Origin of the sequence: Streptomyces actinomycinicus, assembly GCF_016741775.1 — a bacterium.
Lineage (GTDB): Bacteria > Actinomycetota > Actinomycetes > Streptomycetales > Streptomycetaceae > Streptomyces > Streptomyces actinomycinicus.
The window spans coordinates 349,067-367,725 of sequence record NZ_JAERRK010000005.1 but is presented as its reverse complement, the minus strand read 5'-3'; the positions used below and the strand labels follow the sequence as shown (position 1 = coordinate 367,725).

General features: G+C 73.7%; 19 protein-coding genes. 11 read left to right on the top strand and 8 right to left on the bottom strand.

From position 1 onward, the window contains the following. Positions 1–79 precede the first annotated feature (79 nt). From JK359_RS13430 to JK359_RS13420, 3 genes are all read left to right on the top strand, one after another. Positions 80–844, top strand: coding sequence for an acyltransferase (locus JK359_RS13430; protein WP_201835293.1), 765 nt, complete (start codon positions 80–82; stop codon positions 842–844). Positions 845–984: 140 nt separating this feature from the next. After that, positions 985–1,557 carry a helix-turn-helix domain-containing protein gene (locus JK359_RS13425; RefSeq protein WP_201835291.1) on the top strand — a complete coding sequence of 191 codons (573 nt, stop codon included), beginning with the start codon at positions 985–987 and terminating at the stop codon, positions 1,555–1,557. Between the two features lie 43 nt (positions 1,558–1,600). Next, positions 1,601–2,158, top strand: a complete 558-nt coding sequence (locus JK359_RS13420) for a YbaK/EbsC family protein (RefSeq protein WP_201835289.1) — start codon at positions 1,601–1,603, stop codon at positions 2,156–2,158. Positions 2,159–2,206: 48 nt separating this feature from the next. Here JK359_RS13420 and JK359_RS13415 read toward each other — a convergent pair whose 3' ends face one another. Beyond that, positions 2,207–3,379 (bottom strand): cation diffusion facilitator family transporter, encoded by a 1,173-nt coding sequence (locus JK359_RS13415; protein WP_201835287.1) that lies wholly within the window; start codon positions 3,377–3,379, stop codon positions 2,207–2,209. Positions 3,380–3,440: 61 nt separating this feature from the next. On the opposite strand from JK359_RS13415, the gene JK359_RS13410 reads away from it, so the two are divergent. Further along, positions 3,441–3,812 (top strand): ArsR/SmtB family transcription factor, encoded by a 372-nt coding sequence (locus JK359_RS13410; protein WP_236677738.1) that lies wholly within the window; start codon positions 3,441–3,443, stop codon positions 3,810–3,812. Positions 3,813–3,998: 186 nt separating this feature from the next. On the opposite strand, the gene JK359_RS13405 is transcribed toward JK359_RS13410, so the two are convergent. The 3 genes from JK359_RS13405 to JK359_RS13395 form a co-directional block, all read right to left on the bottom strand. Next, positions 3,999–5,219, bottom strand: a complete 1,221-nt coding sequence (locus JK359_RS13405) for a 4-hydroxybenzoate 3-monooxygenase (RefSeq protein WP_307788090.1) — start codon at positions 5,217–5,219, stop codon at positions 3,999–4,001. A 63-nt stretch (positions 5,220–5,282) separates the two neighbouring features. Further along, a complete protein-coding gene (locus JK359_RS13400; RefSeq protein ID WP_201835283.1) occupies positions 5,283–6,917 on the bottom strand; it encodes an APC family permease in 1,635 nt (544 codons plus the stop codon). Between the two features lie 205 nt (positions 6,918–7,122). Continuing rightward, positions 7,123–7,530 carry a CoA-binding protein gene (locus JK359_RS13395; RefSeq protein ID WP_201835281.1) on the bottom strand — a complete coding sequence of 136 codons (408 nt, stop codon included), beginning with the start codon at positions 7,528–7,530 and terminating at the stop codon, positions 7,123–7,125. A 142-nt stretch (positions 7,531–7,672) separates the two neighbouring features. Between JK359_RS13395 and JK359_RS13390 the strand changes: the two genes are divergently transcribed. From JK359_RS13390 to JK359_RS13365, 6 genes are all read left to right on the top strand, one after another. Beyond that, positions 7,673–8,413, top strand: a complete 741-nt coding sequence (locus JK359_RS13390; RefSeq protein ID WP_201835280.1) for a hypothetical protein — start codon at positions 7,673–7,675, stop codon at positions 8,411–8,413. Beyond that, positions 8,410–8,952, top strand: a complete 543-nt coding sequence (locus JK359_RS13385) for a SixA phosphatase family protein (protein ID WP_201835279.1) — start codon at positions 8,410–8,412, stop codon at positions 8,950–8,952. Before JK359_RS13390 ends, JK359_RS13385 begins: the two co-directional genes overlap by 4 nt. A gap of 136 nt (positions 8,953–9,088) precedes the next feature. Continuing rightward, positions 9,089–9,700, top strand: coding sequence for a hypothetical protein (locus JK359_RS13380; protein WP_201835277.1), 612 nt, complete (start codon positions 9,089–9,091; stop codon positions 9,698–9,700). Positions 9,701–9,759: 59 nt separating this feature from the next. Further along, on the top strand, positions 9,760–10,386 hold the full coding sequence (locus JK359_RS13375) for a YigZ family protein (RefSeq protein WP_201835275.1): 627 nt from the start codon (positions 9,760–9,762) through the stop codon (positions 10,384–10,386). Positions 10,387–10,493: 107 nt separating this feature from the next. Then, complete coding sequence (locus JK359_RS13370; RefSeq protein ID WP_201835273.1) at positions 10,494–11,657, top strand: exonuclease SbcCD subunit D; 1,164 nt, start codon at positions 10,494–10,496, stop codon at positions 11,655–11,657. After that, entirely contained in the window at positions 11,654–14,647 is a 2,994-nt protein-coding gene (locus tag JK359_RS13365) for an AAA family ATPase (RefSeq protein WP_201835271.1), read from the top strand. The genes JK359_RS13370 and JK359_RS13365 overlap by 4 nt, the downstream gene beginning before the upstream one ends. A gap of 3 nt (positions 14,648–14,650) precedes the next feature. Here JK359_RS13365 and JK359_RS13360 read toward each other — a convergent pair whose 3' ends face one another. Next, positions 14,651–15,097, bottom strand: a complete 447-nt coding sequence (locus tag JK359_RS13360; protein WP_201835269.1) for an Lrp/AsnC family transcriptional regulator — start codon at positions 15,095–15,097, stop codon at positions 14,651–14,653. A 94-nt stretch (positions 15,098–15,191) separates the two neighbouring features. On the opposite strand from JK359_RS13360, the gene JK359_RS13355 reads away from it, so the two are divergent. Further along, the gene (locus JK359_RS13355) at positions 15,192–15,668 is read left to right on the top strand and encodes a rhodanese-like domain-containing protein (protein ID WP_201835268.1); all 477 of its coding nucleotides are present in this window, start codon (positions 15,192–15,194) and stop codon (positions 15,666–15,668) included. 37 nt (positions 15,669–15,705) lie between these two features. On the opposite strand, the gene JK359_RS13350 is transcribed toward JK359_RS13355, so the two are convergent. The 3 genes from JK359_RS13350 to JK359_RS13340 are packed head-to-tail and all read right to left on the bottom strand — an operon-like array spanning position 15,706 to position 18,630. Next, complete coding sequence (locus JK359_RS13350) at positions 15,706–16,944, bottom strand: cytochrome P450 (protein ID WP_201835267.1); 1,239 nt, start codon at positions 16,942–16,944, stop codon at positions 15,706–15,708. 32 nt (positions 16,945–16,976) lie between these two features. Further along, positions 16,977–18,368, bottom strand: a complete 1,392-nt coding sequence (locus JK359_RS13345; RefSeq protein WP_201835266.1) for an NAD(P)/FAD-dependent oxidoreductase — start codon at positions 18,366–18,368, stop codon at positions 16,977–16,979. Then, complete coding sequence (locus JK359_RS13340) at positions 18,358–18,630, bottom strand: ferredoxin (RefSeq protein WP_236677737.1); 273 nt, start codon at positions 18,628–18,630, stop codon at positions 18,358–18,360. The genes JK359_RS13345 and JK359_RS13340 overlap by 11 nt, the downstream gene beginning before the upstream one ends. Positions 18,631–18,659 lie beyond the last annotated feature (29 nt).

Here is an 18,659-nt window from a genome sequence, read left to right as displayed (position 1 = left end):
CACGGTACGACACCGGTTGGGGCAAAGATCACAGCAGCCCGCCCTCTCGCCGGAAGCGACCGCTGAGTAACGTGAGCCCGTGCCGAAGCGCAAGAACACGTTCTCATCCTGGCGACAGGGCCTGGCCCAGCGAGCCGTACACGCGGCCTGGTCCTGGGCGCAGCGCAAGGGGTCGGTCACGGCCGAGCACCCGGCCGGGTTCCGTTTCGGCGCGATCGGCGAGGCCACCCGGCTGGCGTTCCCGCTCGGGACGGTCTTCGGCGAGCCCTGGATCCGGCTCGGCTCCCACTGCATCATCGCCGAGCAGGTCACCCTCACCGCCGGTCTGATGCCGGACCTGGACCTCGGGCCGGACCCCATCCTGCGCATCGGCGACGGCGTGGTCCTCGGCCGCGGCAGCCACGTCATCGCGGACACGACGGTCACGATCGGCAGCGACTGCTACTTCGGCCCGTACGTCTACGTCACCTCCACCAACCACTCCTACGACGACCCGCACGAACCGATCGGCAGGCAGTGGCCGCGGATGGAGCCGGTCGAGATCGGCCCCGGCTGCTGGATCGGCACCGGCGCGGTGATCCTTCCGGGCGCGCGGATCGGCCGGAACGTGGTCGTGGCCGCCGGTGCGGTGGTCCGCGGCACGGTGCCCGACCACGCGGTGGTGGCGGGGGCGCCCGCCCGGGTGGTGCGGCGCTGGACCCCCGACGACGGCTGGCAGCCGCCACTGCGGACGCCGGCGCCGGTGCCGATCCCGGACGGGACGACGCCGGAACAGCTGCGGGCGCTGGCGGAGCTGGACGAGACGGCGGTCGCCCGGCTCACCGCGCTGGAACCCGAGAGCTGACGCGGCCGTACCCGGTGCGGAGTGCTGTCGGGGCCAGCCCCGCAGTACAGTTCGATGAACGATCAGGTGCATCTCACCGTAGTCCAATGAACTGGACTGCATCATCAAGCATATTGAACTTCCTGAATATTGGACGCAACGTGTCGGACCTCGAACTCCTGACCCAGTCCCTCGCGCGCAACGTCAGACACTGGCGCGCGGTGCGCGGCTTCACGCTGGACGTGCTCGCCGCCCGGGCCGGTGTCAGCCGCGGCATGCTCATCCAGATCGAGCAGGCGCGGACCAACCCCAGCATCGGCACGGTCGTCAAGATCGGTGACGCGCTCGGCGTCAGCGTCACCACACTCCTCGACTACGAGCGGGGCCCGAAGGTCCGCGTCGTCCCGGCCGAACGCGCCGTACGGCTGTGGCACACCGAGGCGGGCAGCTACAACCGGCTGCTCGCCGGCACCGAGGCGCCCGGACCCCTGGAGATGTGGGACTGGCGGCTGATGCCGGGCGAGAGCAGCCCGTCCGAGCCCCACCCCGGCGGCACCGTGGAACTGGTCCACGTCACGGCCGGTGAGCTGACGCTCACCGTGGACGGAGAGGAGTACCGCGTCCCGGCCGGCGCGAGCGCCTCCTTCGAGGCCGACGTCCCCCACTTCTACGGCAATCGGGGTGAGGAGCCGATGGAGATGGTGATGGCCGTGTCGGTGCCGCCCGTGCCCTGAGACGCGGGTACGGCGGGCGGGCCGCTGTTGCTAGCGTGCGGACATGCGCGCACCCATCGGAGACTTCGACACAGCCACCCCCGCCCCGGACTGCCTGGACGAGCTGACCGCGCCCGTCGCCGATGCCGTACGCCTGTGGCAGGGCGGGATCCCGGCCGACCGGATCCTGTACGTCGACACCGAACCGCAGTGGGCCGACACGGCGGTGTTCGTGGAGCACTACGGGCGCGACCTGCTCGAGCAGTCGGCCAACTGCGTCGTCGTCGCGGGCAAGCGGGGCGGCGAGACCACGCTGGCCGCCTGCGTGGTGCCGTCCACCACCCGCGTCGACGTCAACGGCGTCGTCCGCCGCCGACTGGGCGCCCGCAAAGCCTCGTTCGCCTCGATGGAGACGGCGACCGGCGAGACCGGCATGGAGTACGGCGGCATCACCCCGCTCGGACTGCCCACCGGCTGGCCGGTGCTGGTGGACTCGGTGGTCGCCGACCTGCCCTACGTCCTGGTCGGCAGCGGCCGCCGCCGCGGCAAGCTCCTGGTGCCGGGCAAGGCCTTGGCGGAACTGCCCGGCGCGCTCGTACTGGAGGGGCTGGGCACCGCCTGAACCCACGGCGCGGCCGCGCCGGGGCGGCGGTCGACGGTGCCGCCCGCCTCAGACCGTCGCGTGGTGGGCCAGGGCCAGGTGCGGGTCCTCCTCCCCGGGCGCCGGCGCCGGGTCGGCGTGCACCAGGGCCGCCGTGAGCCTCGGTACGGCGTGCAGCAGGGCGTGCTCGGCCTCGACGGCGATCGCGTGGGCCTGCCGTACGGTCGCCTCACCGTCCACCACCACCGCGAGTTCGGCCCGCAGCCGGTGCCCGATCCAGCGCAGCCGCAGCTCGCCCACCCCGCGCACCCCGGCCACCTCACGCACCGCCCGCTCGGCCCGGTCCACCAGCTCCGGGTCGACGGCGTCCAGCACCCGTCGGAACACCTCCCGCGCCGCGTCCCGCAGCACCAGCACGATCGCGGCCGTGATCGCCAACCCCACGACCGGGTCGGCCGCCTGCCACCCCAGCGCCGAGCCCGCGGCACCGAGCAGCACGGCCAGCGAGGTGAACCCGTCGGTGCGGGCGTGCAGCCCGTCGGCGACGAGCGCGGCCGAGCCGATCTCACGGCCCACCCGGATCCGGTACCGGGCCACCCACTCGTTGCCGGCGAAACCGGCCAGGGCGGCCACCGCGACCGCCGGCAGGTGCGAGACCGGACGCGGGTCGAGGAGCCGCCCGACGGCCGCCCACGCGGCGAAGGCCGCCGACGCGGCGATCGTCAGCACGATCACCAGGCCCGCGAGGTCCTCGGCCCGGCCGTAGCCGTAGGTGAACCGGCGGGTCGCCGCGCGCCGGCCCAGCACGAAGGCGATGCCGAGCGGGACGGCGGTCAGCGCGTCGGCCGCGTTGTGCGCCGTGTCCCCGAGCAGTGCCACCGACCCGGAGACGGCCACCACGACCGCCTGCGCCAGGGCGGTCGCCCCGAGCACGGCCAGCGACACCCACAACGCCCGCATCCCGCGCGCCGACGCCTCCAGCGCCGGGTCCAGCTTGTCGGCGCTCTCGTGGGAGTGCGGGGTGAGGAGATGCGCGAGACGCCGCCGCGGGCCGGGGGAGGAGGCGGCCCCGTGTGCGTGGCCATGGCCGCCGCTGCCGTGTCTGCGGTACCCGCCTGGCGGCCTGTGGCGCCCGCCCGGCGGCCCGTCCTGCCTGCCGTGGCTGTCGTGTCCGTGCCGGTGTGCACCGTCGCCGTGCGGATGCTCGGGCGGGTGGGGCCGGTCGTCGTGCCCGTCGCTCACGTCGGACTCCTTCCGGTGGGCGTGGTGGACGCAGCGGTGCCCACCGGGCCATTATGTGCGTATGAACGCACGCATGCACCTATCACCTGCGCACCATGCGCACGAGCGCAGTCCGGGCGAGGTGCAGTTCACGGTCGCCGCCGAGCTTCTCGCCCTGCTCGGCGACCGCACCCGCCTGGCCCTGCTGCACACCCTGACCGGGGGCGAGGCCGACGTCACGACGCTCACCGGAGCGTGCGGCGCCGCCCGCCCGGCCGTCAGCCAGCACCTGGCCCGGCTGCGGCTCGCAGGTCTGGTGGAGACCCGCAAGGAAGGCCGCCGGGTGATCTACTCGCTCCGCCACGGGCACGTGCGCCGGCTGGTGGAGGAAGCGCTCAAGACGGCGGACCACCGCCTCGCCGAGACCGGCCGGCTCAGCGCGGGAGAGAGCTGAGCCGCTCCAACGGGGCCGGCGCTTCCTCCGGACCGGCCGTCGCGGCCGACAGTGCCGGGGGCAGGGGCGTCGCGTGGTGCCCTCAGGCGCGGGAGGGTCAAGTGGTCCTCTGCTCACCTGCGGGAGCGGCCCAGTGCCCGACCCGGCCGCGCATGCCGGCGGCCGGTGCCTGAGGCGGCCGGGGGGTCAGCGGGCGGCGGCCGTGCCCAGGTACTGCTCGGCGAAGGCCGCCGCGGCCGCGGGCGAGGTGAACAGCCGGCGCAGCCGGGCCAGCGTGGTGCCGGCGCGGTAGGGGTCGCCGGAGGAGGTGCCGTGGTAGATCTCGGACAGCCACTGCGAGAACTCCTGGTAGTCCCAGACCCGGCGGAGACACGCGTCCGAGTAGCCGTCCAGGCCCGTGGCGTCGCCCTTCGTCAGGTACGCGGCGAGGCCGTCGCCGAGCAGGAACGCGTCGTTCAGGGCGAGGTTCATGCCCTTGGCGGCGATCGGCGCGACGAGGTGCGCGGCGTCGCCGGCCAGGAAGAGACGGCCGAACACCATGGGTTCCACCACGTAGTTGTGCATGTCCAGCACCCGCTTCTCCAGCAGCCGCCCCTCCGTCAGCGGCGGCCGGCCGGCGGCGTGCAGCCGCTGCCGGAGTTCGTCCCAGACCCGCTCGTGCGGCCAGCGGGCCGGGTCGTCGCCGGCCGGGCACTGGAGGTAGTAGCGGGTCACCTCGGGGCTGCGCGCCATGTGCCCGGCGAAGCCGTGGGGGTGCATGCCGAACAGCACGCAGTCCGAGGACGGCGGCGCCTCGGCCAGCAGAGCCAGCCAGCCGATCCCGTAGTCGTGCCGGGAGATCCGCGCCCGTTCCGGAAGCGCGTCCCGGCTCGCACCGCGGGCCCCGTCGCAGCCGGCCACGAAGTCGCAGTGCACCCAGTGCCGTTCACCACTGTCCGGGTCGGTGTACGAGACGGCGGGCCGGTCCGAGTCCAGGTCGTGGAGGCGGACGTCCCGCACGCCGAAGCGGATCTGTCCGCCGCGCACGTCGGCGTACTCGCGCACCAGGTCCGTCACCAGCAGCGGCTGCGGGTACACCCAGTGGTGACGTCCCGTCAGCTCGGCGTAGCCGAACCGGTGGGCGCGCCCGTCGAAGCGGAACTCGCACTCGGTGTGGCGCTGGGCGCGTGCGGTCAGGTCGCCGGCCAGGCCGCGCTGTTCCAGTGCGCGTACGGCCCATTCCTCGATGACCCCGGCGCGTGGCCGCCGTTCGATGAACTCCCGGCTCTCGGCCTCCACGACCAGGCAGTCGACGCCGGCTGCCCGCAGGACGTTCCCGACGGTCAGGCCGGCCGGCCCGGCGCCGACGACGACGACCGGAAAACGGGACCGGGCGGGGGAGCCGGGGTGGGGGGAGGGTGACGTCACGCGAGCATTATGACGGTGTCCCGTCAGCAGGGCCGACGGGACACCGGTCATGAGGGGGCGCGGTCAGTGGCCGGCTGCCTCCGTGACCACGACCTCGTCGATGCTGCGCTCGATCACCTCGGGCTTCGAGGCGACGGCCTTGGCCCAGTAGTAGATGCCCAGGGAGAAGGCCGCGACGACCAGGATGTCCCACCACAGCGGGATGGTGCCCCGGCCGCCGAAGCCGCCCAGGTAGGAGATCAGGCCCAGGCCGGCCAGGTAGGCGGGCAGCCACTGCGCGGCCCTGAAGTCCAGCCGGGGCGCGTCGGGCAGCCGCTTGGCGGTGGCGTACCAGGCGTAGGAGCCCAGCAGCACGTAGCCGAGCAGGATCGCGAAGCCGAGGCGCCACAGGGTGTCCCAGCCGGCCCAGTAGATGATCAGGTTGGCTACCACGAAGGACAGCGGCGAGATCAGCTTGCCGAGCGGCAGCCGGTAGGGGCGCTCGTGGTGCGGCAGGCGGTCGGCGAAGACGCCGTAGGCCAGCGGCGCGCCCGCGTACATCAGCACGCTCGCCGAGGTGATGAAGCCGACCAGCTCCTGCCAGCTCGGGAACGGCAGGAAGCAGACCACACCGGTGACGAACGACATCAGCAGGCCGAACCACGGCACACCGCGCTTGTCGGTCTTGGCGAAGGCCTTCGGCGCGTAGCCGTTCTTGGCCAGGCCGAAGGAGACGCGGGAGGTGGCGGTGGTGTAGATCAGGCCGGTGCCGCCGGGCGAGATGATCGCGTCGACGTAGAGCACCCAGCCGAGCCAGCCCAGGCCCACCAGGGTCGCCAGGCCCGCCCACGGGCCGCTGATGCCGGGGAAGTCCAGCTTGGCCCAGCCGTGCGCGAACGAGGCGTGCGGCAGCGCGGCGATGAACACGACCTGCAGCAGGATGTAGATCACGGCACCGATCGCCACCGAGCCGAGGGTCGCCCGCGGCAGGTCACGCTTCGGGTTGCGGCTCTCGCCCGCCAGCTGGATCGCCTGCTCGAAGCCGAGCAGCGCGAAGATGATGCCGCTGGAGCTGATGGCGCCCAGGATGCCCTTGGCACCGAACGGCGCGAAGCCCTCCGAGGTGAAGTTGCTCGCGTGGAAGTTGCCCGCCGCGATGATGAAGATCGCCCCGAGCGGGACGGCGATCTTCCACCAGGTGGCGGCGCTGTTGGTGTGTGCCAGGGCACGGACGCCGAAGAAGTTGACCCCGACGAAGACGGCCATGAGGACCAGGGCCGTGAGGAAACCGGCGGTGGTCAGCGTCCCGTCGGTGTGCTGCAGGCCCTGGGCCCACTCCCAGTGACCGGCGTAGCCGATCATGGCTTCGACCTCGATCGGGGCCACGGTGGCCGCCTGCAGCCAGGCGAACCAGCCGAAGGACATGCCGGCCAGGCCGCCGAACGCGTAGTGCGGGTAGCGTGCGGTGCCGCCCGCCACCGGGAACATGCCGCCCAGCTCGGCGTGCACGAGCGCGAGCAGGACGATCGCGACCGCGCCGATCACCCACGAGATGATCGCCGCGGGACCGGCCACGACGACCGCCTTCTCGGCGCCGTACAGCCAGCCGGAGCCGATGATGGACCCCACGGAGGCCCACATCAGTCCGATCAGTCCGACGTCTCGGCGCAGCCCGCCGGACTCCGTCCTGGCCTGTGGCAGGGCGTCGACTTTCGCCATGTCAAGTGGCCTCTCAGTTCATGAACGCAGAATTAACGTGCAAGGAGGCCACAGGCTAGGAAGGCTTTCCGTGTCGGCAAAAGACTGTTTTACAAAACTTGACCCAGGATCTTGCCTGTCTTGGGACGAGGTCTTCACACAGGTCAGACGGGCAAGGCGAATGTCAATATTCAGCGGAGAATTGTGATGAAGGAGAACAGTCACACTAGGGCAGGCGGGGAATTTCGATCGCCGGGCACCGGTCCATGACCATCTCCAGGCCCGCTGCCCGCGCCCGTTCGCAGGCCGCTGCGTCCACGACGCCCAGCTGGAACCACACCGCCTTCGCGCCCTTGGCCGCGGCCTCGTCCGCCACCGCCCCGGCCAGCGCGCTGTTGAGGAACACGTCCACCACGTCGACGTCGAAGGGGACGTCCGCCAGTGAGGCGTAGCCGCGCTCGCCGTGCACCGTCTCCGCCTTGGGGTGCACCGGCACGATCCGCTTGCCGAACCGCTGCAGCACCTGGGCCACCCCGTAGGCCGCCCGGCTCCGGTTCGAGGACAGACCGACCACGGCCCAGGTGTCACCCAGGTCGGTCAGGATCCTGCGGATCGTCGCGTCGTCGCCGTACATCGGCTGCCTCCTCGGGCTGGGGGAACTGTTCGTCGGGGCAACAGCACCCGGGCGGGTGCCGATTCCCGCCGTACCCCGCCACGGTGACCGGAATCGGTGCAAGCTGCCTGCATACGGCCGTCCGCCCGCCTACGCTCGCCCCGTGCTGCACATCCTCGACGCCCGAACCGGTGAGCCCGTCTCCGCCGCGCCCGCCCGCCGCGGCCTGACCCGCATCGAGGCCCACGCCTCCGGCCTCGACCCGACGGCCCTGCGCGTGCTGCTCACCGCGGACCTGCTCGTACGGGCCCTGGAGCTGGGTGGCACGCCGGTCTGGACGATCCTCACGGCCCCCCGTGAGCAGCCCGAACTCCGCACGGCGGCCACCCGGCTCGCCATCCGCCCCTTCGAGGACGGCCGGGACCTGGCGTCCGGGCTGGGGGAGGCACAGGTGATCCACGTGGCCGGGGGCGACGCCGCCGTCCTGCGTGCCGAGGGGCCGGTGGCGGCCGTGGCGCCGGCGGCCTGGGCCGGCCCCGAGCCGCCGCTCCCGGCCCTGCTCGGCGACCCGGCCGCCCTCCGGCTGGCCCTCCTCTCCGCCCGCCGGCAGGACTCCGCGCGGCTCGACGGCACCGTTCTGACGGAGGCCGCCGGACAGCTCGCCCGCTGGCGCGGGGCGGTGGCCGGATGGGCGCGGCGGCCGTCACGACCGGTGCCCGAGGAGGTGCGGACGCGCCTGCGGACCGCCTGGGAGGACGATCTCGACCTGCCCGGAGTGCTCGAGGTGCTGCGGGACGTGGAGCGCGACCCCGACCTGCCCGACGGCGCCCGCTTCGAGACGTACGCCTACGCCGACCGGCTGCTCGCCCTCGACCTCACCCGCGACGTCGGGAGCCTCACGTGATCGAGCGGGCGGGCGCGGGCCCGCTGCGCCGGCTGGTGGTCCTGCGGCACGCCAAGTCCGCCTGGCCCGAGGGCGTCGAGGACCACCGCAGACCGCTCGCGCCGCGGGGCCTGCGGGACGCCCCGGCCGCCGGACGCGCCCTCGCCGCCGCCGGCTCCCTGCCCGACCTCGCCCTGTGCTCCACCGCCGTCCGCGCCCGCCGCACCTGGGAAATGGCCGCCGCCGAGTGGGCCACCCCGCCGACGGTGCGCTACGACCGGCGGTTGTACGGGGCCGGCGTCCCGGAACTGCTGGAGGTCGTGCGCGAGACGCCGCCGGAGGTCGAGACGCTGCTGGTGGTCGGGCACAACCCGGGACTGGAGGAGCTGGTGCAGGAGCTGGCCGAGGACGGCCTCGACGACACCCTGGAGCGGGTGCGGGAGAAGTTCCCGACGGCCGCGATCGCCGTACTCGCCTGGCGCGGCACCGGCTGGCCGGCCCTCGCCCCGGGCACGGCCCTGCTGACCTCGTTCACGGTGCCCCGCGGGGCGAAGCAGTAGCAGGGCCGGCCTGCCGCGCACGGCGCGGGCCGTGCGCGGCGTAAAGCGGGCGGTCGCCGAGTTCGCCGCAGGGGTCCGTGGTCCTGCCGGAGCAGAACGCTTCCCTGGTCGCTCGGCACCTGCGAAGATCACCGGTGTGACCGGATCCGGCACCGACCCCTTCTCCGCCGTGGCGGACCCCGCCCTGGCCGTACGGGACGAGGAGCGTGGCCTGCTGGCCGTGGCGGGCAGGCGCGCGTATGCCGTTCCGGCCCCGGTGGTGGTCTTCGACACGGCCGATCCGGGCCGCCAGGTACTCACTCACTCGCGCTTTCCCGTGCAGGCGATGGCCTTCCATCCCCGGCTCCCCCTGCTGGCAGTCGGCACGGGGCGATACGACGGAGGCTACTTCTTCGAGGGGGAACTGCTGCTTGTGCATCTCGGGACCGGCGAGACCCGGTCGCTCATCGAGCACGAGATCGGGCGGCAGGTCCTGCGGCTCGAGTGGGCCGGCGCACACACCCTGCGGATCCTGATGGCCCCGCCCGACGACTGGCAGGACCGGCGAGCCCGGGTGGAGGGGCACGTCGCGGTGGTCCACCGGGACGACTGGGCCGCGGTCCCGGCCCGCTCGCTCACCGGCCCCGATCTGGCCGGCCCGAGGGTGCAGGCACCGCGTCCCGACGGCCGCGAGGCAGCCCGCCGGATGCTCGCCGAAGTCACCGCGGCCTGGCGAGCGCGCAGCCCCGGCCGCTCGGCGGGCCCGTGAACGTCCCGAGCGGCATCCGCTCCGGCGGAGCGCTCCTGACCACGGATTAGGCTGGCGGGATGCAGGACGAGTACCGCACAGTGGCCCGCGCGGGCGTGCACGAGACCGAGATCAACCGCTCCCGCTTCCTGTGCGCCCTCGCCCCGGCCGCCACCGAGCAGGAGGCGCAGGACTTCATCGCCGCCGTCCGCAAGGAGCACGCCGACGCCACCCACAACTGCTGGGCGTACGTCATCGGCGCGGACGCCTCCGTGCAGAAGGCCAGTGACGACGGCGAACCGGGCGGCACCGCCGGCGTCCCCATGCTCCAGATGCTGCTGCGCCGTGACATGCGCTACGTCGTCGCCGTCGTCACCCGCTACTACGGCGGGGTCAAGCTCGGCGCGGGCGGACTCATCCGCGCCTACGGCGGTTCCGTCGGCGAGGCGCTGGACGCCCTCGGCGCGATCACCCGGCGCCGCTTCCGCCTGGCCACCGTGACCGTGGACCACCAGCGCGCGGGCAAGGTGCAGAACGACCTCAGGTCCACCGGGCGCGAGGTCCGGGACGTCCGCTACGGCGAGGCCGTGACCATCGAGATCGGTCTGCCGGACGCCGACGTGGACGCCTTCCGCGCCTGGCTCGCCGATGTGACGGCGGGCACGGCCGGCTTCGAACTGGGCGGCGAAGCCTACGGAGACGCCTGACAATTGCCGCGAATCGGGCAAAGTGGCCCTGCGGTGCGCGGGTCATGACGGGCTGGTACGGGAGTAACCGCCCGTGATGTCAGACCCGGCCGTTAGGGTCGGGGATCATGAGACTCCTGCACACGTCCGACTGGCATCTCGGCCGGGCCTTCCACCGGGTGAACCTGCTCGGGGCCCAGTCCGAGTTCATCGGTCACCTCGTCACCACCGTGCGCGAGCACGCGGTGGACGCGGTGGTCGTGTCGGGCGACGTGTACGACCGCGCGGTCCCCCCGCTCGCCGCGGTCGAGCTGTTCGACACCGCCCTGCACCGGCTCGCGGACCTCGGCGTGCCCACGGTGATGATCTCCGGCAACCACGACTCGGCCCGCCGCCTCGGTGTCGGCGCCGGCCTCATCGACCGCGCCGGCATCCACCTGCGCACCGAACCGTCCGCCGCCGGCACGCCGGTCGTGCTCCGGGACGCCCACGGCGACGTCGCGTTCTACGGCCTGCCCTACCTCGAACCGGCCCTGGTGAAAGACGAGTTCGGCGTGGCGAGAGCCGGACACGAGGCCGTGCTCGGCGCCGCCATGGACCGCGTCCGCGCCGACCTCGCCACCCGCGCCCCGGGCACCCGCTCCGTCGTCCTCGCCCACGCCTTCGTCACCGGCGGCCAGGCCAGCGACAGCGAGCGGGACATCACCGTCGGAGGAGTGGCCGCCGTCCCGGCCGGGGTCTTCGACGGCGTCGACTACGTGGCGCTCGGGCACCTGCACGGCTGCCAGACCATCACCGAACGGGTGCGCTACTCCGGCTCCCCGCTCGCCTACTCCTTCTCCGAGGCCGACCACCGCAAGAGCATGTGGCTGATCGACCTCGACGCGGACGGCTCGGTCGGAGCCGACCGCGTCGACTGCCCGGTGCCCCGCCCGCTCGCCCGCCTCCGCGGCACCCTCGACGACCTCCTCGCCGACCCCGGGCTGACCCGCCTCGAGGACGCCTGGATCGAGGCCACCCTCACCGACGCGGTGCGCCCCGCCGAGCCCATGGCCCGGCTCACCGAGCGCTTCCCGCACACCCTGAGCCTGGTCTTCGCCCCCGAGCGGGCCCCCGGCGACCCCGACGTGTCCTACGCCCGGCGTCTCGCCGGCCGCAGCGACCAGCAGATCGCCCAGGACTTCGTCGCCCATGTGCGCGGCGCCGGCCCCGACGAACGGGAGACGGCCGTGCTGCGCGAGGCGTTCGACGCCGTCCGCGCCTCCGACGCCGTACGCGAGGCGGCCCGGTGAGGCTCCACCGGCTCGACCTCACCGCCTTCGGCCCCTTCGGCGGCTCCCAGACCGTCGACTTCGACGCCCTGTCCGCCGCCGGGCTCTTCCTGCTGCACGGCCCCACCGGCGCCGGCAAGACCTCCCTCCTGGACGCCGTCTGCTACGCCCTCTACGGCTCCGTCCCCGGCGCCCGGCAGAGCGGCCAGGGCATGAACCTGCGCAGCGACCACGCCCGGCCGGCCACCCGCACCGAGGTCCGGCTCGAACTGACCGTCGCCGGACGCCGGCTGGAGATCACCCGGCAGCCCCCCTGGGAGCGGCCCAAGCTGCGCGGCACGGGCCTGACGGTCGACAAGGCCCAGACCTGGCTGCGCGAGTACGACGCCCCGGCCGGCACCTGGAAGGACCGCAGCCGCTCCCACCAGGAGATCGGCGAGGAGATCACCCAGCTGCTCGGCATGAGCCGTGAGCAGTTCTGCCAGGTCGTCCTCCTGCCCCAGGGCGACTTCGCCCGCTTCCTGCGCGCCGACGCCGAGGCCCGCAGCAAACTGCTCGGCCGCCTCTTCGACACCCAGCGCTTCGCCGACGTCGAGAAGCGGCTCGCCGAACGCCGCCGCGCCACCGAGACACGTGTGCGCGAAGGCGACGCGGCCCTCCTCGCCGACGCCCACCGCATGCAGCAGGAGGCCGGCGACGCCATGGAGCTGCCCGAGCTGGCCCCCGGTGACCCGGGCCTGGCCGGGGCCGTGCTCGGCGCCGCCGCCGTCGCCCGCAGCACCGCCCGCGAGCGCCTCACCGTCGCCCACGCCCAGCTCTCCGCCGCCGAGTCCGCCCACGCGGCGGCCCGCCGCACCCTGGACGAGGTGCGCGAACTCGCCCGGCTCCAGGCCCGCTACGCCGAGGCCGGACAGCGTGCCGAGCGCCTCCGCGAACGGGCCGGTGCCTACCGCGAGGCGCAGCAGCGCATGGAGCGGGCCCGCAAGGCGGAGGCGGTCGCACCCGCCCTGGAACTACGGGAAGCCGCAGAGGCGGAGCACCGCCGCGCCGCGGCGGCCGAGGCGCGCACCCGGGCGCCGCTGCCCGGTTCCCTCGCCGGCGCCGGCACGAGCGGACTCGCCGCCGCCGCCCGCCGGGCCGCCGAGGAACTGGGCGGCCTGGACGCGGCCCGACGCGCCGAGCGCCGGCTCACCGAACTCGCCGACGAGCGCGCCGGACTCGACCGGCAGGAGCGCGCCGACGAGGACGTCCTGCGCGAGGCCGACGCCTGGCTCGCCGACTGGGACGGCACCCGGGAGGCCCTCCGGACCCGGATCGACTCCGCCCAGGAAGCCGCCACCCGCGCCGAGCAGCTCGCCGTGCAACGGGCACCCATGCAGCGGCGGCTCGACGCGGCCCGCACCCGCGACCGGCTGGCCGCCGACCTGGAAGAGGCCCACCGGCACGCGCGTGCCGCGGAACAGCGCGCCCTCGACGCCCGCGCCCACTGGCTCGACCTCAAGGAACAGCGGCTGACCGGCATCGCCGCCGAACTCGCCGCCCACCTCACCGCCGGCGAACCCTGCGCCGTCTGCGGAGCCACCGAACACCCCGCGCCCGCCCGCAAGATCGCCGGACACGTCGACCGCGAGACCGAGGACCGCGCCCTCGCCGCCTCCCGGCGCGCCGAGGAACGGCACGCCGAGGACGCGCGGCGCCTCGGCGTGGTCCGCGAGGCCCTGGCCGCCGCCACCGCCGAGGCCGGCGACACGCCCACCGGCCGGCTCACCGTCGAGGCGGAGCACCTGGAGCAGGAGTACGCCCGCGCCCGCCACGAGGCCTCCGAACTGCACACCGCCCAGGAACAGCTGCGGCGCGCCGAGCAGGAACGCGAGCAGCGCCTCGCCCACCGCCAGCAGGCCGCCGTACGGACCGCCTCCCGGCTCACCCGGCGGGACACCCTGGACCGCGAACAGGCCCTGCTCGAAGCGGAGTTGGCGCAGGCACGCGGCAGCGCCGAGAGCGTGGCCGCACGCGCCGCCCAGCTCGAACGGCAGGCGGCACGGCTCACCGAGGCCGCCGACGCCGTGCGCGCCGCGGAGGACGCGGCCCAGCGGCTGAAGGACGCCGACGCCCGCCTCGCCGACGCCGCCTACCGGGCCGGCTTCGACACCCCGCAGGCCGCGGCGGCAGCCCTGCTGGACCCCGCCGCCCACCGCGAACTCCAGCACCGCCTGGACGCCTGGCAGCAGGAGGAGGCCGCCGTACGCGCGGTCCTCGCCGAGGCCGGCACCGCCGCGGCCGCCCAGCAGCCGCCCGCCGACCCGGCCGGCGCCGAGCGGGCGACGGCGGCCGCGGAACGACGCCTGCGCGAGGCCGCCTCCGCACGCGACGCCGCCGCCCGCTGCTGCACCGAACTGGACCGTCTCTCGGCGCGCGCCGCCGACGCCGTCCGACGGCTCGCCCCGCTGCGCGAGGAACACGACCGGGTGGCCCGGCTCGCCGCGCTCACCGCGGGCACCGCGGCCGACAACGAACGCCGGATGCGCCTGGAGTCGTACGTGCTCGCGGCCCGGCTGGAACAGGTCGCCGCCGCCGCCACGGTCCGCCTGCAGCGCATGTCCTCGGGCCGCTACACCCTCGTCCACTCCGACGACCGCACCGGCCGCGGCCGGAGCGGCCTCGGACTGCACGTGGTCGACGCCTGGACCGGCAGGGAGCGCGACACCGCCACCCTGTCCGGCGGCGAGACCTTCTTCGCCTCCCTCGCGCTCGCCCTCGGCCTCGCCGACGTCGTCACCGACGAGACCGGCGGCGTCCGCCTCGACACCCTCTTCATCGACGAGGGCTTCGGCAGCCTGGACGACCAGACCCTCGACGAGGTCCTCGACGTCCTCGACTCCCTGCGCGAACGCGACCGCAGCGTCGGCATCGTCAGCCATGTCGCCGACCTGCGCCGCCGCATCCACGCCCAGCTGGAGGTGGTGAAGGGCAGGGCGGGGTCGGCGGTCAGGCAGTGGGGAGCGGTGTAGCGCTCACTGGCCCAGCGGGCGCCGGCGCAAGGGGGAGGAGTACACGACGCTCGTGGTCACCGAGCCCAGCGCGCCGATCTTCCCCGATATCTCCTCCAGATGGGACATCGACCGGGCGGCGACCTTGATGACGAAGCAGTCGTCGCCCGTCACATGGTGCGCCTCCAGGATCTCGGGCGTCGCGGCCACCAGGTCGTGGAAGGGCTTGTAGTTGCCGTTCGGGTAGCGGAGCCGGACGAACGCCAGGATGGACAGGCCGAGCCGCTCGGGCTCGAGCACCGCCGCGTACCCCTGGATCACGCCGGCCTCCTCCAGCCGCCGGACCCGCTCGGTGACGGCGCTCGGGGACATGGACACGGCGCGCGCCAGCTCGGCGTAGCTGGCCCGTCCGTCGCGCTGGAGGACCTCGAGGATGCGCCAGTCGGTGGCGTCCGGGGAATACACGGTCATCCCGGATGGATAGCAGGGGAATCCCCGGCCGGGCAAGGGCAAGCCCGTGGATCTTCCCTTCAGACTGCCGCCCGGGGACCGTAGATTTCCTGCCATGACCGACACGACACCCGCGAACCCCGTCCTGCGCGTCGCCCCCGCCACGCCCGCCGAGGCCGCCGCCCACTTCCGGGCGAGCCTCGCCTTCCACGCCGACGTCTCCGACGTGGCCGCCGCGCTCGCGGCCGGCGGCGACCCCGGCTTCGTCGTCCTGGACTCCCGCTCCACCGAGTCCTGGGACCAGGGCCACGTCCCCGGCGCCGTCCACCTGCCGACCGCGCTCATCCCCGAGCAGGCCGGGCGGCTCCTCGACCCGTCCGTGCCCGTGGTGACGTACTGCTGGGGCCCCGGCTGCAACGGCGCCACCCGCGCCGCCCTCGCCCTCGCCGAACTCGGTTACCGGGTCAAGGAGATGCTCGGCGGCTTCGAGTACTGGGCGCGTGAGGGCTTCCCCTACGAGACCTGGCAGGGCCCGGCCCGCCGTGACGCCGACCCGCTGACGGCTCCCTTGGCGGGCGAGTGCGGCTGCTGAATCACGCACGGGTCCGGCGGCGGTGCCCGTCAGCCGCTCAGCGCAGCCCGTCGAAGGCGATCCCGAGATGCCGGGGTCCGCGCAGCACGGCGTTCGGCCGGTACGGCGGCGGATCCTCGACCAGGCGCGGGTTCTCCAGCCGTCTGGCCAGCTCGGACAGCGCGAGCTGCGTCTCCAGCCGGGCCAGCGGGGCGCCGAAGCAGCTGTGGATCCCGCTGCCGAAGCCCAGGTGCTGGATGTCCCCGCGGTCCGGGTCGAATCGCTGGGGGTCCTTGAACCGCTCCGGGTCCCGGTTGCCGGCCGCGATCATGAGCCAGATGCGCGAGCCCTTGGGAATGGTGACCCCCCGTACCTCGATGTCGGCGATGCAGGTGCGCTGCGGAACGATCTGCACCGGCGGCTCGTAACGCAGCAGCTCCTCCACGATGTTGACCGACAGGCGCGGATCCTCCCGCAGCCGTTGCAGGACCTCCGGGTGCCGCAGCAGGGTGAGCATGCCGTTGGTGATGAGGTTGACCGTCGTCTCGTGACCGGCGATCAGCAGCAGTACCGCGGTGCTGAGCACCTCCATCATCGTCATGGAGCCGTCCGGGCCCTCGCTGTGCATGAGGTCGGAGAGCAGGTCGTCCCGCGGCTCCTTGGTACGCTGCTCGGCCAGCCCGGCCAGATACATGCCGAGCTGCATCCGCGTCTCCTGCAAGGTCTTCACGAACTCGTCGTCCGCGCCCTGCCGCGTGTCGGGGTCGAGACCCGCGACCAGCGGATCGACCCAGGCCCGGAACTTCGGTTCGTCCTCCCGGGGCACCCCGAGCAGCTGGCAGATCACCGTCACGGGGAAGGGGTAGGCGAACTGGTCGACCAGGTCGATCTGCCGGGCGTCCCCGAAGCCGTCGATCAGACGGCTGACGGTCGTCGCCATGTCACCCCGCATGCCGTCCACCCGGCGCGGCCGGTGGGGCGGCCCGAACCCGCTGTTGGCGATGCGCCGCAGCCGGTCGTGCTCGGGCGGGTCCAGCCGCAGGAAGGACGGCGGCAGCCCTCCGGACTCCTCCGCCTGGTTCAGCGGGTCGCCTCCGGCGGCGGCCACGTTGGCGGCGTCGGAGCTGATCCGCGGATCGTGCAGCAGGGCCTTGATGTCGTAGTACGAGCTGAGGACGTACGGTCCGCCCTCCTCCTCGTGCAGCACCGGGGTCTTGCGCAGCTCCTCGTACAGCGGGTACGGGTCGGCGCGGTTCGCGAAGTCGGTGATCCGGCGAACCAGCGAGGCTTCTGTCATGACGGGTCCTTGGACATCGGGCCGGGCGGCGGTCAGTGGCGGGCGGGGTGGAAGACCAGCTGCTGGTCGGCCGGCGAGTAACCGCTGAGGGTCACCATGGGGCCGTGGGTCGGCAGGGACGGGTCGGGGAACTGGGCGTCCACCGGCTGCCGGCCCTCGGGACGCCGGTCCATCGTGGGGTACTCCACCGGGAACGGCGCGCCCTGCTCGATCTGCCGCTGGTAGAACTCCAGCCACCGTGTGTTGTCGAAGGTCACGGCGGCCACGACCCGGCCCTGGCAGCCGTAGACGCCGACGAACCGGCGCTCCGCGAGCGACCCCTGCGTGATCACGAGCTGTTCGCCCATCGGCGGCACCCCGACCGACTTGATGTTCACGCCGAACATCGAGGACCAGAAGGCCGGCATCCACAGATGCGGACGCCGGTCGGCGCCGTGGCTGATCATGTTGTGCGCGGCAGTCTCCGCCTGGGCGACGGCATTGCCCCAGTGCTCCAGCGACAGGAACTGGTAGCCGAACAGCGCGTGCGGGGAGCGTGCCACATCGCCGGCCACGAAGACGTCGTCGGTCACGATGCCCCGGAAGTCGAACGCACGACAGCCCGCGTCGCAGGCGATGCCCCGGGGCCCCGCCCCCAGCCCCGACCCGGCGAGCCACTCGGTGTTGCGCAGCGAACCCAGCGACACCACGACCACGTCCGCCTCGACGACGCTCTCGTCGGACAGATGGACCGCCCGCACCCGGCCGGCCGCGTCGCCCTCCAGCGCGGTCACCGTGACATGGGTGCGCAGGTCCACGCCGTTCTCGGTCGCGAGGTCGGCCGCGACCGCGCCCACGACGCCGCCCAGCGCACCCACCAGCGGCGCACCCGCACGCTCGGCCAGGGTGACGGGGATGCCCATCTCCCGGCACGCCGAGGCGACCTCCGAACCGGCGAACCCGGCACCGATGACGAACACCCGGCGCGGCCCCGCCTTCAGCCGGTGCACGAGCCCCGCCGCGTCCTCCCGCGTGCGCAGCAGGAAGACGCCCTCCAGCCGGGCCTCCTCCTCCTTGGCCCAGGGCCGGGCGCGGACGCCGGTCGCGATGAGCAACCGGTCGTACTCCACCTCGTCCCCGTCGGCGAGCCGCACCCGCTTGGCCGTCAGGTCCAGCCCGCTCGCCGCCACGCCCAGGCGCCACTTGGCGTCGATCTCCCAGCGGTGGGGCAGCTCGGTGTGCAGCGGGGACGCCTTGCCCAGCAGCACGGACTTGGACAGGGGCGGACGGTCGTACGGTTCGTGCGGCTCGTCACCGATCAGGGTCAGTTCACCGGCGAAGCCCTCGGCCCGCAGGGTCTCGGCGGCGCGCAGGCCGGCCAGTGACGCGCCCACGACGACGATCCGGCCCTCACGCCTGAGCCATTCCACGTGGTCAACGGCCATCGGAGGCCTCCCCGGCGGCACCGGCCCCCGGCTCGCCCACGGAACCGGTTCCCGGCTCGCCCACGGCACCGTCCAGTCCGTCCGCCGTGATCGCCTGCACCGGGCAGGCGGCGACGGCACGCGCCAGCCGCTCCCGCTGCTCCTCCTCCGGGCGCGGGTTGTAGATCAGCGACTCCTCACCGTGCATGGCGAAGACGTCGGGCGCGAGGAACGCGCACTGCGCGTACCCCTGACACTTGTTGAGATCGACGACGAGCCTCATCGACGTTCCGCCCTTTCCGGTGGCCAGGT